At 64.8% G+C, this 13,188-nt stretch carries 20 protein-coding genes; 17 read left to right on the plus strand and 3 right to left on the minus strand.

The window, feature by feature from the left end; translation table 11 throughout:
* The 6 genes from ACN4F8_RS22285 to hisF all read left to right on the plus strand — a co-directional run.
* Positions 1-291 (plus strand): histidinol dehydrogenase (locus ACN4F8_RS22285; RefSeq protein WP_419475572.1); only part of this gene is annotated, 291 nt, incomplete at its 5' end.
* Positions 288-1,376 carry a histidinol-phosphate transaminase gene (gene hisC, locus ACN4F8_RS22290; RefSeq protein ID WP_419475573.1) on the plus strand — a complete coding sequence of 363 codons (1,089 nt, stop codon included), beginning with the start codon at positions 288-290 and terminating at the stop codon, positions 1,374-1,376. The genes ACN4F8_RS22285 and hisC, both read left to right, overlap by 4 nt.
* Positions 1,373-2,002, plus strand: coding sequence for an imidazoleglycerol-phosphate dehydratase HisB (gene hisB, locus ACN4F8_RS22295; RefSeq protein ID WP_419475574.1), 630 nt, complete (start codon positions 1,373-1,375; stop codon positions 2,000-2,002). The genes hisC and hisB overlap by 4 nt, the downstream gene beginning before the upstream one ends.
* A 13-nt stretch (positions 2,003-2,015) precedes the next feature.
* Complete coding sequence (gene hisH / locus ACN4F8_RS22300) at positions 2,016-2,675, plus strand: imidazole glycerol phosphate synthase subunit HisH (protein ID WP_419475575.1); 660 nt, start codon at positions 2,016-2,018, stop codon at positions 2,673-2,675.
* Between the two features lie 18 nt (positions 2,676-2,693).
* Positions 2,694-3,434 carry a 1-(5-phosphoribosyl)-5-[(5-phosphoribosylamino)methylideneamino]imidazole-4-carboxamide isomerase gene (hisA, locus tag ACN4F8_RS22305; RefSeq protein WP_419475576.1) on the plus strand — a complete coding sequence of 247 codons (741 nt, stop codon included), beginning with the start codon at positions 2,694-2,696 and terminating at the stop codon, positions 3,432-3,434.
* A 92-nt stretch (positions 3,435-3,526) separates the two neighbouring features.
* Positions 3,527-4,306, plus strand: coding sequence for an imidazole glycerol phosphate synthase subunit HisF (gene hisF, locus ACN4F8_RS22310; RefSeq protein ID WP_419475577.1), 780 nt, complete (start codon positions 3,527-3,529; stop codon positions 4,304-4,306).
* A 9-nt stretch (positions 4,307-4,315) separates the two neighbouring features.
* On the opposite strand, the gene ACN4F8_RS22315 is transcribed toward hisF, so the two are convergent.
* Positions 4,316-4,810 (minus strand): lipopolysaccharide assembly protein LapA domain-containing protein, encoded by a 495-nt coding sequence (locus ACN4F8_RS22315; protein WP_419475578.1) that lies wholly within the window; start codon positions 4,808-4,810, stop codon positions 4,316-4,318.
* A 124-nt stretch (positions 4,811-4,934) separates the two neighbouring features.
* On the opposite strand from ACN4F8_RS22315, the gene hisI reads away from it, so the two are divergent.
* The 7 genes from hisI (at position 4,935) to tatC (ending at position 8,261) form a co-directional block, all read left to right on the plus strand.
* Complete coding sequence (gene hisI / locus ACN4F8_RS22320) at positions 4,935-5,333, plus strand: phosphoribosyl-AMP cyclohydrolase (RefSeq protein WP_419475589.1); 399 nt, start codon at positions 4,935-4,937, stop codon at positions 5,331-5,333.
* A 6-nt stretch (positions 5,334-5,339) separates the two neighbouring features.
* On the plus strand, positions 5,340-5,720 hold the full coding sequence (locus ACN4F8_RS22325) for a phosphoribosyl-ATP diphosphatase (protein ID WP_419475579.1): 381 nt from the start codon (positions 5,340-5,342) through the stop codon (positions 5,718-5,720).
* A gap of 12 nt (positions 5,721-5,732) precedes the next feature.
* Entirely contained in the window at positions 5,733-6,122 is a 390-nt protein-coding gene (locus ACN4F8_RS22330; RefSeq protein WP_419475580.1) for a DUF4870 family protein, read from the plus strand.
* 19 nt (positions 6,123-6,141) lie between these two features.
* On the plus strand, positions 6,142-6,504 hold the full coding sequence (locus tag ACN4F8_RS22335; protein WP_419475581.1) for a histidine triad nucleotide-binding protein: 363 nt from the start codon (positions 6,142-6,144) through the stop codon (positions 6,502-6,504).
* Positions 6,505-6,636: 132 nt separating this feature from the next.
* Positions 6,637-6,879, plus strand: coding sequence for a Sec-independent protein translocase subunit TatA (gene tatA, locus ACN4F8_RS22340; protein ID WP_069047526.1), 243 nt, complete (start codon positions 6,637-6,639; stop codon positions 6,877-6,879).
* Positions 6,880-6,972: 93 nt separating this feature from the next.
* The gene (locus tag ACN4F8_RS22345; RefSeq protein ID WP_419475582.1) at positions 6,973-7,464 is read left to right on the plus strand and encodes a Sec-independent protein translocase subunit TatA/TatB; all 492 of its coding nucleotides are present in this window, start codon (positions 6,973-6,975) and stop codon (positions 7,462-7,464) included.
* Positions 7,464-8,261, plus strand: a complete 798-nt coding sequence (gene tatC / locus ACN4F8_RS22350; RefSeq protein ID WP_322271014.1) for a twin-arginine translocase subunit TatC — start codon at positions 7,464-7,466, stop codon at positions 8,259-8,261. The genes ACN4F8_RS22345 and tatC overlap by 1 nt, the downstream gene beginning before the upstream one ends.
* A gap of 6 nt (positions 8,262-8,267) precedes the next feature.
* Here the strand turns inward: tatC and ACN4F8_RS22355 are convergent, their stop codons facing one another.
* Complete coding sequence (locus ACN4F8_RS22355) at positions 8,268-9,425, minus strand: S1C family serine protease (RefSeq protein WP_419475583.1); 1,158 nt, start codon at positions 9,423-9,425, stop codon at positions 8,268-8,270.
* A 143-nt stretch (positions 9,426-9,568) separates the two neighbouring features.
* Here ACN4F8_RS22355 and ACN4F8_RS22360 point away from each other — a divergent pair, with 143 nt between their 5' ends.
* Together ACN4F8_RS22360 and pdxA are read left to right on the plus strand one after the other, a co-directional pair.
* The gene (locus ACN4F8_RS22360; protein ID WP_419475584.1) at positions 9,569-10,354 is read left to right on the plus strand and encodes a Nif3-like dinuclear metal center hexameric protein; all 786 of its coding nucleotides are present in this window, start codon (positions 9,569-9,571) and stop codon (positions 10,352-10,354) included.
* A 6-nt stretch (positions 10,355-10,360) separates the two neighbouring features.
* Positions 10,361-11,407 carry a 4-hydroxythreonine-4-phosphate dehydrogenase PdxA gene (gene pdxA / locus ACN4F8_RS22365; protein ID WP_419475585.1) on the plus strand — a complete coding sequence of 349 codons (1,047 nt, stop codon included), beginning with the start codon at positions 10,361-10,363 and terminating at the stop codon, positions 11,405-11,407.
* Here the strand turns inward: pdxA and mscL are convergent.
* Positions 11,397-11,825, minus strand: a complete 429-nt coding sequence (mscL, locus tag ACN4F8_RS22370; RefSeq protein ID WP_419475586.1) for a large conductance mechanosensitive channel protein MscL — start codon at positions 11,823-11,825, stop codon at positions 11,397-11,399. The two genes, pdxA and mscL, sit on opposite strands and share 11 nt — an antisense overlap.
* A 248-nt stretch (positions 11,826-12,073) precedes the next feature.
* Between mscL and petA the strand changes: the two genes are divergently transcribed.
* Both petA and ACN4F8_RS22380 read left to right on the plus strand, forming a co-directional pair.
* Positions 12,074-12,682, plus strand: coding sequence for a ubiquinol-cytochrome c reductase iron-sulfur subunit (petA, locus tag ACN4F8_RS22375; RefSeq protein ID WP_419475587.1), 609 nt, complete (start codon positions 12,074-12,076; stop codon positions 12,680-12,682).
* 49 nt (positions 12,683-12,731) lie between these two features.
* Positions 12,732-13,188: cytochrome b (locus tag ACN4F8_RS22380; RefSeq protein WP_419475588.1), on the plus strand; the 457-nt coding region annotated here is incomplete at its 3' end.

The raw sequence follows: 13,188 nt of genomic DNA on the forward strand, positions 1-13,188 counted from the left end.
CTCAAACACGCCGGCGCCATCTTCCTCGGCGCCTTCACCAGCGAAAGCCTGGGCGACTACTGCGCCGGGCCCAACCACGTGCTGCCCACCAGCGGCACCGCGCGTTTCAGCTCGCCGCTGGGCGTGTACGACTTCCAGAAGCGCAGCAGCCTGATCGAGGTGAGCCAGGCCGGCGCGCAGAGCCTGGGTCTCATTGCCGCCGAGATGGCGTATGGCGAAGGTTTGCAGGCGCACGCGCGTGCGGCCGAGATGCGGCTGGATGAGGTGCCGCCCATGCGGGGTGCCGCATGAGCGTCAATCCGCTGAACATGATCCGCCAGGACGTGCAGTCCATGCACGCCTACGCCGTGCAGAACGCCGCCGGCATGCTCAAGCTCGACGCGATGGAGAACCCGTTTGCGCTGCCGCCCGAGCTGCAGGCCGCGCTGGGTGCGCGCCTGGGCGCGGTGGCCGTGAACCGGTACCCCGGCCCACGCGTTGAAGACCTCAAGGCCGCCCTGGCCCGCTACGTGGACCTGCCCGCTGGCTGCAGCCTGATGCTGGGCAATGGCTCGGACGAACTCATCTCGCTGCTGACCCTGGCCTGCGACCTGCCGGGCGCCACCGTGCTGGCACCGCTGCCGGGCTTCGTCATGTACGCCATGAGCGCGCAGCTGCAGGGGTTGAAGTTCGTCGGTGTGCCGCTCACCGCCGATTTCGAGCTGGACGAGCCCGCCATGCTGAGCGCGATGCGCGAGCACAAGCCCGCCATCACCCACATCGCCTATCCCAACAACCCCACCGCCAACCTCTGGAACGCCGACACCATCCGCCGCCTGATCGCCGAGGCCGCGGGCTTCGGTGGCCTGGTGGTGATGGACGAGGCCTACCAACCGTTTTCCAGCCGCAGCTGGCTCGACGAGATCCGCGCCCACCCGGCGGCCAACGCCAACGTGTTGCTCATGCGCACGCTGTCCAAGTTCGGCCTGGCCGGCGTGCGACTGGGCTACCTGCTGGGCCCCCAGGTGCTGGTGCAGGAGGTCGACAAGCTGCGCCCGCCTTACAACGTGAGCGTGCTCAACGCCGAATGCGCGCTGTTTGCGCTGGAGCACACCGAGGTGTTTGCGCAGCAGGCCGCACAGATTTGCGAACAGCGCACCGTGTTGATCGACGCCTTGCGCCAGATCCCGGGCTTCCAGCCCTTCCCAAGCGAGGCCAACATGGTGCTGGTGCGTGTGCCCGATGCGCAACGTTGTTTTGACAGCCTCAAGGCCCAGGGCATTCTGGTGAAGAATGTTTCTAAAATGCACCCACTGCTGACGAACTGTCTGCGGCTGACGGTGGGCACACCGTCGGAAAACGCCTCGCTGATCCGCGCCCTTCAAACCACTCCATGACTTCCACGCCTTCCGCATCCGCTCCCGCAGGAACCCATGACCGCGTGGCCTTCGTGCAGCGCAACACCTCGGAAACGCAGATCGGCGTGCGTGTGAACCTGGACGGCACCGGTGCCGCCACGCTGGCCACCGGCATCGGTTTCTTCGACCACATGCTCGATCAGATCGCCCGCCACGGGCTGATCGACCTCGAGATCAACGCGGTGGGCGACCTGCACATCGACGGTCACCACACGGTGGAAGACGTGGGCATCACGCTCGGCCAGGCTTTTGCGCAGGCCGTGGGCGACAAAAAAGGCATCCGCCGCTACGGCCATGCCTACGTGCCGCTGGACGAAGCGTTGTCCCGCGTCGTCATCGATTTTTCAGGCCGCCCGGGCCTGCACATGCGCGTGCCGTTCAAAAGCGGCATGGTCGGCGGTTTCGACACCCAGCTCGCTTTTGAGTTCTTCCAGGGCTTCGTCAACCACGCCGGCGTCACCCTGCACATCGACAACCTGCACGGCGAAAACGCCCACCACCAGGCCGAAACCGTGTTCAAGGCATTTGCCCGCGCCGTGCGCATGGCGCTGGAGCGCGACCCGCGCATGGGCGACGTGATTCCCTCGACCAAAGGTTCGCTGTAACCCCTTCCCGGCCATGAAACGCAAGACAGTCGCCGTGGTGGACTACGGCAGTGGCAACCTGCGCTCCGTGTCGCAAGCCGTGCAACACGTTGCGCGCGCCGAAGACGTGGACGTGCTGGTCACGTCCAACGCGCAGCACGTGCTGGACGCTGACCGCGTGGTGCTGCCCGGTCAAGGCCACATGGCCGATTGCATGAACGAGCTTGCCGCCTCCGGCCTGAAAGACGCCGTGCTGCACGCCGCAGCGAACAAGCCGCTGTTCGGCGTGTGTGTGGGCATGCAGATGCTGCTGGACCGCAGCGAAGAAGGGCCGACCGACGGGCTGGGCCTGATTCCCGGCGAGGTGGTGCGTTTTCGCTTGGAAGGCCGTTTGCAGGCCGATGGCAGCCGCTTCAAGGTGCCGCAAATGGGCTGGAATCCGGTGTTCCACGAGCTGGGCCGTCCGATACACCCGCTGTGGACAGGCATCCGGGATGGCGCCTATTTTTATTTCGTACACAGCTTTTATGCTCGGCCTGCCCAGGCCTTGCATTGTGTGGGCGAAGCCGACTATGGTGGTCGCTTCGCCGCAGCGATTGCCCGCGACAACATTTTTGCCACTCAGTTTCACCCCGAAAAAAGTGCCGACCAGGGGCTGGCGCTTTACCGCAACTTCCTCTCTTGGAACCCCTAGGCCTTTCACCACACCACCATGCTGCTGATTCCTGCCATTGATCTGAAAGACGGCCAGTGCGTTCGCCTCAAACAGGGCGACATGGACCAATCCACCGTGTTCGGTGAAGACCCGGCCGCCATCGCGCGCAGTTGGGTCGACAAGGGTGCGCGCCGCGTGCACCTGGTGGACCTCAACGGCGCTTTCGCCGGCAAGCCGAAAAACGAGCAGGCGATTCGCGCCATCCTGAAAGAGGTGGGCTCCGAGGTGGACGTGCAGCTCGGCGGCGGCATCCGCGACCTCGACACCATCGAACGTTACCTCGATGCCGGCTTGCGCTACGTGATCATCGGCACCGCCGCGGTGAAAAACCCCGGCTTCCTGCAGGACGCCTGCACCGCGTTCGGCGGTCACATCATCGTGGGCCTGGACGCCAAGGACGGCAAGGTCGCCACCGACGGCTGGAGCAAGCTCACCGGCCACGAGGTGGTGGACTTGGGCAAGAAGTTCGAGGACTACGGCGTCGAAGGCATCATCTACACCGACATTGGCCGCGACGGCATGCTCTCGGGCATCAACATCGAGGCCACGGTGAAGCTGGCGCAGGCGGTGTCCATCCCTGTGATCGCCTCGGGCGGTTTGTCCAACCTCGACGATATCCGCGCGCTGTGCGCGGTGGAAGACGAGGGCGTGGAGGGTGTGATCTGCGGTCGCTCGATCTACAGCGGTGACCTCGACTTTGAAGCCGCGCAGCAACTCGCTGACGACCTCAACGGATGATATGAATCTCCCCCACGCTCATCACTTCGTGTATTCGCTGTCCCCCAAGGGGGCGCGGCCTTGCTTGGGGCGGCCCTGCGCTGCGGCCTGACATGCTCGCCAAACGCATCATTCCCTGCCTCGACGTGACCGGTGGCCGCGTGGTGAAAGGCGTCAACTTCGTGGAGCTGCGCGACGCCGGCGACCCGGTGGAAATTGCGGCGCGCTACAACGAGCAGGGTGCCGACGAGCTGACCTTTCTCGACATCACGGCCACATCCGATGGGCGCGACCTGATCCTGCACATCATCGAAGCTGTGGCATCCCAGGTCTTCATTCCGCTCACCGTGGGCGGTGGCGTGCGCACGGTGGAAGACGTGCGGCGCCTGCTCAACGCCGGGGCCGACAAGACCAGTTTCAACTCCGCAGCCCTGGCCAACCCTCAAGTCATCCGCGATGCATCCGCCAAGTACGGCGCGCAGTGCATCGTGGTGGCCATCGACGCCAAGCGCCGACACGGTGACGACCTGGCCCTGCGCGGCGAGGGCTGGGACGTGTACAGCCATGGCGGGCGCAAAAACACGGGCCTGGACGCCGTGGCCTGGGCGCGCCAGATGGCCGAACACGGTGCCGGCGAGATCCTGCTCACCAGCATGGACCGCGACGGCACCAAATCGGGCTTTGACCTCGCGCTCACCCGCGCGGTGGCCGATGCGGTGGACGTGCCGGTGATCGCTTCAGGGGGCGTGGGCAACCTCGACCATTTGGCCGACGGTGTGCAGCAGGGCGGGGCCGATGCCGTGCTGGCCGCCAGCATCTTCCACTACGGTGAATTCACCGTGGGCCAGGCCAAGGCGCGCATGGCCGAACGCGGGATACCGGTCCGGCTCTGACGCACTCGCTCAGGTCCGGTCGCTGCGCAACTGAAACTGCCGCTCCAGGCGGTCTTCCAGCTCACCCAGACTGGCGCTCAGGCCATTGCCGTTCTGCTCGATCACCTCGGTCATCGCAGCTTGCAGGCGGTCCACCTTCTGGTGCAGCTTCTCGGCCAGATCGATCTCCCGCGCGGCGGTGGCCTGCATCTCGGCTTGCAAAAACGTGCGCAGCTCGGTGAAGCGCGAGGCCTCGGCCTTGTCGGCCAGCGTGCGTTGCTCGGACGCTTCTCGGGTGACGCGGCGCACTTCCATCATGTGAGTGGTCTGCTGGTAGACGAGCGCGGCGAGAAACACCACCAGCACCAACGCCAGCACGCCCAGCAGCACCAGACCCAGCGGCGCCTGAACCTCGGTGAAGCCGAAGTTCAAGGCGGTCGGTTGCAGGATCTGGGCGAAGTTGAGCGCCACGAAACCGGCGACCAACAAGATGAACAGGATGAGGAGCAGGGTGCGGAGTTTCATGGGGGTTCCTGTGCGCGGAGCCGCGCAGTGGCAAGAGATCGGGCGGCATCGGTCTTGTCAGAACCGGCCTCATCGTAGCGGCTTTGCCCGCGTTGACACATGGGCGCTCAAATGCCCATGTTAGATTCCCCGCATGAACTGGTTGGACGATGTGAAATGGGACGCGCAGGGCCTGGTGCCCGTGATCGCGCAGGAGGCGGCCACGGGCGATGTGCTCATGTTCGCGTGGATGAACCGCGAGGCGCTGCAGAAGACCTCAGAACTGGGGCGCGCGGTGTATTTCAGCCGCTCGCGCAACAAGCTGTGGTTCAAAGGCGAAGAATCGGGCCACGTGCAGACCGTACACGACATCCGCATGGACTGCGACAACGACGTGGTGCTGCTCAAAGTCACCCAGCTTGGCCACGAGCCCGGCATTGCCTGTCACACCGGGCGCCACAGCTGCTTTTTCCAGCGCCTGGACCAAGACCAGTGGCACGCAGTCGAGCCTGTGCTCAAAGACCCCGAATCGATCTACAGATAAACGAATATGTCCACCACCGATGACCTGGCCCGCCTGGCCGCCGTGATCGAAAGCCGCAAACCGGCCAACGGCGGCGATCCCGAAAAAAGTTATGTGGCCCGGCTGCTGCACAAAGGCCCGGACAGCTTCCTCAAGAAGGTCGGCGAAGAAGCCACCGAGGCTGTGATGGCCGCCAAGGACCTGGACCACGGTGGCGACCCACAAAAACTGGTGAATGAGGTGGCTGATCTCTGGTTTCACTGCATGATCGCGCTGGCCCATTACAAGCTCGGGCCGGCTGACGTGGTGGCCGAGCTGGTGCGCCGCGAAGGCCTGAGCGGCCTCGAAGAGAAAGCCATGCGCAAGGTGCTGGCGCGCGAAGCCGGCACCGAGCCCGATGCCCATTGAAAGGACATTGCCATGAGCGACATCATCGACGTTGAACCGGTCGACAACGAACGGGCCCAGTCCCTCAAGACCATCGGCTGGGTCAGTTACATCCTGCACCTCATCGTGGCTGTGGGTGCGGTGTTGCCCGCTACCCAGCCCGGCGTGGCCTTGCTGATCGTGGCGCTGGTCATCGATCTGGTGAAAAAGAGCGATGCCGAAGGCACCTGGCAGGCGAGCCATTTTTCATGGCGCATCCGCACTGTGATCTGGGCCGCCGTGCTCTACCTGGTCACCTTGCCGCTGTGGCTGCTTTTTGTGCTGCCCGGCTGGATTGCCTGGGGCGTCATCTCCATCTGGTTCCTCTACCGCATCGTCAAGGGCATGGTGCGCATGAACGCCAACCAGGCCATGCCCGATTGAACGACTCCCCGCTGCCGACATGACCGCACACGACCCCCACTGCATCTTCTGCAAGATCATCGCTGGCCAGATTCCGTCGAAGAAGGTGTACGAGGACGAAGACCTCTTCGCCTTTCACGACATCCACCCTTGGGCGCCGGTGCATTTTTTGTTGGTGCCCAAGCTGCACATTGCGTCCATGGCCCAACTCGGGCCCAAGCACGAACGGCTCATGGGCCGCCTGATGGTGCTGGCACCCAAGCTTGCTGCGGAGCAGGGCTGCAACCCGTATCCCGAGGGTGGTTTTCGCATGGTGTGCAACACCGGCGCTGAAGGCGGACAAGAGGTTCACCACCTGCATGTGCACGTGATGGGCGGCCCCCGGCCCTGGTTGCGCGGTTGATCGCGCCGTCCCGGGCGCCACGCCCCGTGGCGGTGGTGCTGGAATTGCCTGCCCGACGGGCTTGAACTACTGCACGGGCTTAGAATCCCACCCACAGCGCAGTGCGCAACACCTCAATATCTGGAGTAAACCATGGGTTCGTTTTCAATCTGGCATTGGCTCATCGTGCTGCTCATCGTGGTGATGGTGTTCGGTACCAAGAAGCTCAAGAACATCGGCTCTGATCTGGGCGGTGCCGTCAAAGGCTTCAAGGACGGTATCAAGGAAGGCGGTCAAAATCCCGCAGACACCGCGTCGGCCCCGGCCGGTCAGGTGACCCAGGAAACCCGTGCCGACAAAAACGCCATCGACGTTGAAGCCAAGCAGAAAAGCTGATCTTCCCCGAGCGCTGCGGTGACACCACTCGCTGCCTGAGCGCCCACCCCCAGGCTCGTTCCGAGCCCGAACCGCCCGCAGGATGGCCGACACATGATTGATTTGGGCATTTCCAAACTCGCCCTCATCGGGGCTGTGGCGCTGATCGTCATCGGCCCCGAGAAGCTGCCGCGTGTGGCGCGCACCGTGGGTGCCCTGCTGGGCAAGGCGCAGCGGTATGTGGCCGACGTGAAGTCCGAGGTCAGCCGCTCCATGGAGCTCGAAGAGCTCAAGAAAATGAAGGACTCGGTGACGAGTGCCGCGCGCGACGTGGAGCAGTCGGTCCAGAGCGGCGCCACCGATTTCGAGAAGTCGTGGTCCGACGCCACCGCCGGACTGGATGGCAGCAGCTCGTCCTACAGCTCGAGCGACACCCTCGGTTCGCTCGAACCCCCCGTTTACAAGCACCCCAAAAAGAACTGGCGGCTCAAGCAGAAAGCCATGCCCCAGTGGTTCAAGGCCCGCACCGGGGTGCGCACGCGCACCCAATCCGGCGCGGCCCGCGTGGCCCGTTTCCGGCCCCGCTCCTCTTCCGCCCCCCGCTGATGTCCGACACCGAAAAATCCACCGACGAACTCGCCGGTTCAGAACAACCGTTCGTGCAGCACCTGATGGAGCTGCGGGACCGGCTGCTCTACGGGGTCATCGGCCTGGCGATCTGCATGGCTTTGCTGGCGTTCTGGCCCGGCCCCAGCGGCTTGATCGACCTGATCGCCGTGCCCATCCGCGCGCACATGCCGCCCGACGCCAAGCTGATCGCCGTGGGTGTGTTCTCGCCGTTCTTCGTGCCCATCAAGGTGCTGGCCATGGCGGCGCTGCTGCTCTCGCTGCCGTGGTGGATGTACCAGGTGTGGGCCTTCGTGGCGCCGGGGCTCTACAGCCACGAGAAACGTTTTGCCATCCCGTTGATCGTGCTCGGCAGCCTGCTGGCCTACGTGGGCATCGCCTTCGTGCAGTTCTTCGTGCTGGACAAGATGTTTGGCTTCATCCAGCAGTTCACACCCGCCAGCGTGGCCGCCACGCCCGACATTGCCTCGTACGTGGAGGCCATCCTCTCGCTCTACCTCGCCTTCGGTTTGGCGTTCCAGGTGCCCATCGTGGTGGTGCTGCTGGTGAAGATGAACATGGTGACCGTGGAAAAACTCAAAGAGTTTCGCGGCTACTTCATCGTGGTGGCGTTCGTCATTGCAGCGGTCGTCACGCCGCCCGACGTCATCTCGCAACTGGCCCTCGCCGTGCCCATGTGCATCTTGTACGAGATCGGCATCTGGGGTGCGCAGTGGTTCATCAAGGCCGCGGCACCCACCGAAGCCGAGGCCGCCGAAAAAGAATCGGCTTCCTGAGCTCGTTCAGCGAGCCGCCGCTTGCCGTGCGACGTTGCGCCGACCCGGCGTGACCTGAATCTGAGTCTTGCCGTCGCGGCGCGTCACGTCCAGCGGTGACGCGGTGCCCGGCTGCAAAGCCGCCACCGCAGACAACAGCTGCGGCACATTGGTCACGGCCTTGCCGCCCACCGCAGTGATCACGTCACCCGGACGAATGCCGGCTTGCGCCGCCGGGCCGTTCTGCAGCACCCCCGTGATGACGACACCCGCGCCCGGCTGCAGCCCGAAGCTCTCGGCCAATTCGGGCGTGAGGTCCTGAGGCTCCACACCGATCCAGCCGCGCGTGACCTGGCCGTCGCGCACGATGGCATCCAGCACGTTGCGCGCGGTGGAGGTGGGGATGGCAAAACCGATGCCCATGGAGCCGCCCGAGCGCGAATAGATGGCCGTGTTGATGCCCATCAAATGCCCGCTCACGTCCACCAGCGCGCCACCCGAATTGCCCGGGTTGATGGCGGCGTCGGTCTGGATGAAGTTCTCGAAGGTGTTGATGCCCAGCTGCGTGCGGCCCAGGGCGCTCACGATGCCGCTGGTGACGGTCTGTCCGACGCCGAAGGGGTTGCCGATGGCCAGCACCTGGTCGCCGATTTCCAGTGCGTCGGAGTTGCCCAGGGTGATCACGGGCAGGTCGGTCAGCTCGATCTTCAGGATCGCGAGATCGGTTTCCGGATCGGTGCCGATCACCTTGGCCGCGCTTTTGCGACCGTCGTTGAGGATGACTTCGATCTCGTCGGCTTCTTCGATCACGTGGTTGTTGGTCAGCACATAGCCCGCCGGGCTCACGATCACGCCTGAGCCCAGGCCGGTTTGCGGCTGGCTCTGCGCCTGGTCGCCGAAAAAGAAACGAAACCAGGGGTCGGCGTTCTGCGCGCCGCTGACCGCCGCCTTGCTGGTGTTGATGCTCACCACCGCGGGTGATGCGGCACGCGCGGCGCTGCGAAAGCTCGACGCGCCGTCCACCGCAGCGGGTGCCGTGCCCAGCGAGGGCGCTTCCAGCACCGGCACCACCGACGCCACGGACGCGGAGCGCCCGAGCCACTGAGGCTGCAGGGTGGCCACCACAAACAGGGCCGCCACCAGCACGGTGACGGTTTGGGCGAACAGGAGCCAGAGTCGTTTCATGGGGGAGCTGAAAAAGGGTTGAAGTCGGCGCTCATTGTCCTGCAAATGGGTGCCGGCATGCGGTGTTCAAGCCCGCCGGGCATGGCGCGGGTGCGGTGTCAGAATGGACGGCCTTTGTGGCCCCCAGCGAAACCGAAAGTCCCATGCCCACCGATCGATCTTCACCGCCTGCGGTTTCCCGTGAGGCCCTCACGCAGGCACTGGACCAGTTGCTGCAGCCTGCACTGTTCAAAGACTACGGTCCCAACGGATTGCAAGTCGAAGGCCGCGCCGAGGTTCGCAAGCTCGTGAGCGGTGTGACGGCCAGCCGCGCGCTGATCGACGCTGCGATTGCCGAAGGCGCCGACGCCATCCTGGTGCACCACGGCTTGTTCTGGCGCGGTCAGGACGGGCGTGTGACGGGCTGGATGAAGCAGCGCCTGTCCCGCCTGCTGGCCCACGACATCAACCTGTTGGCCTACCACCTGCCGCTGGACGCGCACGCCGAGCTGGGCAACAACGCGCAACTGGCCCAGCGGCTGGGCGTGGCGCTTTACGCCGATGCGCGCGGCCGATTCGGCGAGCAATCGCTGGGTTTCATGGGGCGCAGACCGTCGGCGTCGGCTGCCGGGCTGGCCGACCACGTGGCCTCGCAATTGGGCCGGGCCGTCACGCTGGTGGCCGAACCCGATCGGCCGGTGCAACAAGTGGCGTTGTGCACGGGCGGGGCGCAGGGCTACTTTGAGGCCGCCATTGCCGCCGGGGCCGACGTGTTCATCACCGGTGAAATCTCCGAGCCGCAAGCCCACTACGCGCGCGAGTGCGGCGTGGCCTACATCGCCTGTGGCCACCATGCGTCCGAACGCTATGGCGCGCCAGCGGTGGGTGCGCATGTGGCGGCGCAGCTCGGGCTGGCGCATGTGTTCATCGACATCGACAACCCGGCCTGAGTCCCGATGAACCCTGCCACCCGCTCTCTGCACAGTCCATGCCCCATTGTGCTGACCATGGGAGACCCGGCCGGCATCGGCCCGGAAATCATTGTCAAAGCCTTCCTGGAACGGCCCGAGCTTCTGGGGCAGGTTGTGGTGGCCGGCGACGTGGAGACCTTGCGCCGGGCGACGCGTCAGCTGGCCACGGGGTCCGCGCCCTTGATGCTGGCCGAGATCGCCGATCTCAGTGACCTGGCGGCGGTGCCACCGGGTTGCATGGCGGTGGTGCAGGCGTGCAAGCTGGGCCAGCCAGTGGAGATCGGGTGCGTCAGCGCAATCGCTGGTCGGGCCGCCGCCGATTGCATCGAATGGGCGGCCCGGGCCGCACTGCAAGGCCGGGCGCGTGCCGTGGTGACCGCGCCTATCCACAAGGAAGCACTGGCGGCTGCGGGCATTGAACATCCCGGACACACCGAACTGCTGCAGGCGCTCAGCGCGGAGCACCTGGGTGTGCCGGTCGCCGAGCTGCCCGTGCGCATGATGCTGAGCTGTCCGGGCCTGAGCACGGTGCTGGTGAGCATCCACGTCTCCCTCAGGCGGGCGCTGGACGCCGTGACCACCGAGCAGGTGTTGCAGACGATCCGCATCACCCAAGCGCACTTTCAGCGCATCGGCGTGGCCCGGCCACGCATCGCCGTGGCGGGCCTGAACCCGCACGCGGGGGAGGGCGGCTTGTTCGGATCGGAGGACCGGGATTCAATAGCGCCAGCCATCGCGCTCGCGCAGCAAGAGGGCATTGAGGCCAGCGGCCCGCACGCGCCGGACACCGTGTTCATGCGGGCCCGGCAGGGCGGCTTTGACGTGGTCGTGGCCATGTACCACGACCAGGGGCTGATCCCGGTCAAGCTGCTGGGTCTGGACCACGGCGTGAACACCACGCTGGGTCTGCCTCTCGTGCGCACCAGCCCCGACCACGGCACCGCGTTCGACATCGCCGGCACTGGGCGCGCCAGCCCCTGCAGCCTGCTGGCCGCGATCGACGCGGCCTTGGCGGCGAGCCTTACTTCCTGAGGCTGTCGCGGATCTCGCGCAGCAGCACCACGTCTTCCGGTGTGGCCACTGGCGCGGGCGGCGCTGCGGGGGTCTCGCGCTTGAGGCGGTTCACCTGCTTGACCATCACGAAGATGATGAAGGCGAGGATGGTGAAGTTGATGGCCACGGTGATGAAGTTGCCGTAGGCCAGTGTGGGCACCCCCGCGGCCTTGAGTGCCGCGAGCGTGGGCGCCGTGCCATCCGGCACCTTGCCCAGAGCCACGTAGAGGTTGGTGAAGTCGAGGTTGCCGAAGATCGAGCCGACGATGGGCATGATGATGTCGTCCACCATCGAGGTCACGATCTTGCCGAACGCGCCTCCGATGATCACGCCAACGGCCAGATCGATGACGTTGCCCTTGACGGCAAACTCTTTGAATTCCTGCATCACGCTCATGGTGTTTCCCTCGTTGGATGGTTGTTGGAAATGATCATTGCACTGCCTCCGCGACTGCCAAAAATGATTCTCACACAAGGCTTGGGCCCGTTGTGCATGGCAGCCGCGAAGGGGGGTCGACGAACTGCGTTCCACGGCTTCAATAGCCCTCACCTGCACCCCGACAAGCGGGAGTTGAGGGTGTGGGCTCCAGTACAATGCCGGGTTGTCCCGAATGTCCCGACCTGAAGTCTCATTGAAAGAGTTCCATGAGTGAAGCAACCGCCCAAGCGCCTGCCAGCAGCAGCCGCCGTACCTGGCTGATCACCTCCTGCGCCATGGGTGGCGTGGGTGCAGCCGCTGTCGCTGTGCCCTTCGTGAGCACATTCCAGCCGTCCGAGCGCGCCAAAGCCGCAGGTGCTGCGGTTGAGGTCGATGTGTCGGGCATCCTCCCCGGTGAAAAAATCGTTGTCGAATGGCGCGGCAAGCCCGTGTGGATCATGCGCCGCACGCCCGAGCAGCTGGCCGAACTCGAAAAAATCGGCGGCCAGCTGGCGGACCCGGAATCGGCCCGCAACGCTGTGCCCACCCCGGAATACGCCAGGAACCACCACCGCTCGATCAAGCCCGAGATCCTGGTGACCGTGGGCATCTGTACCCATCTGGGTTGCTCTCCTGGAGACCGCCTCACTCCTGGCCCTCAGCCGTCCCTGCCGGACGATTGGCAAGGTGGTTTCCTGTGTGCTTGCCACGGTTCCACCTTCGACCTCGCCGGTCGCGTGTTCAAGAACAAGCCGGCTCCCGACAACCTGGAAGTTCCGCCGCACTACTACTTGTCCGACACCACCCTGCTGGTGGGTGAAGAGAAGCAGGCCTGAGCCGTAGCGGTTCGCAGCGAGATCAGACAACGCCACACAGAGGCAACCCATGGCTGAATTCAAAGAAGTTTCCCCCAATGCCCCGATCGCCGAGAAAGCGCTGAACTGGGTCGACAACCGGTTCCCTCTCTCCAAGCTGTACAACGAGCATCTGGCCGAGTACTACGCACCGAAGAACTTCAACTTCTGGTACTTCTTCGGCTCGCTCGCACTGCTGGTGCTCGTGATCCAGATCGTCACCGGCATCTTCCTCGTGATGCACTACAAGCCCGACGCAGCGCTGGCGTTTGCATCGGTCGAGTACATCATGCGAGACGTGCCGTGGGGCTGGTTGATCCGCTACATGCACTCCACCGGCGCCTCGGCGTTTTTTGTGGTGGTGTATCTGCACATGTTCCGTGGCCTGATCTACGGCAGCTACCGCAAGCCGCGCGAATTGGTCTGGGTCTTCGGCTGCGCGATCTTCCTGTGCCAGATGGCTGAAGCGTTCATGGGCTACTTGCTCC

This window comes from Hydrogenophaga sp. (assembly GCF_048549895.1).
GTDB lineage: Bacteria > Pseudomonadota > Gammaproteobacteria > Burkholderiales > Burkholderiaceae_C > Hydrogenophaga.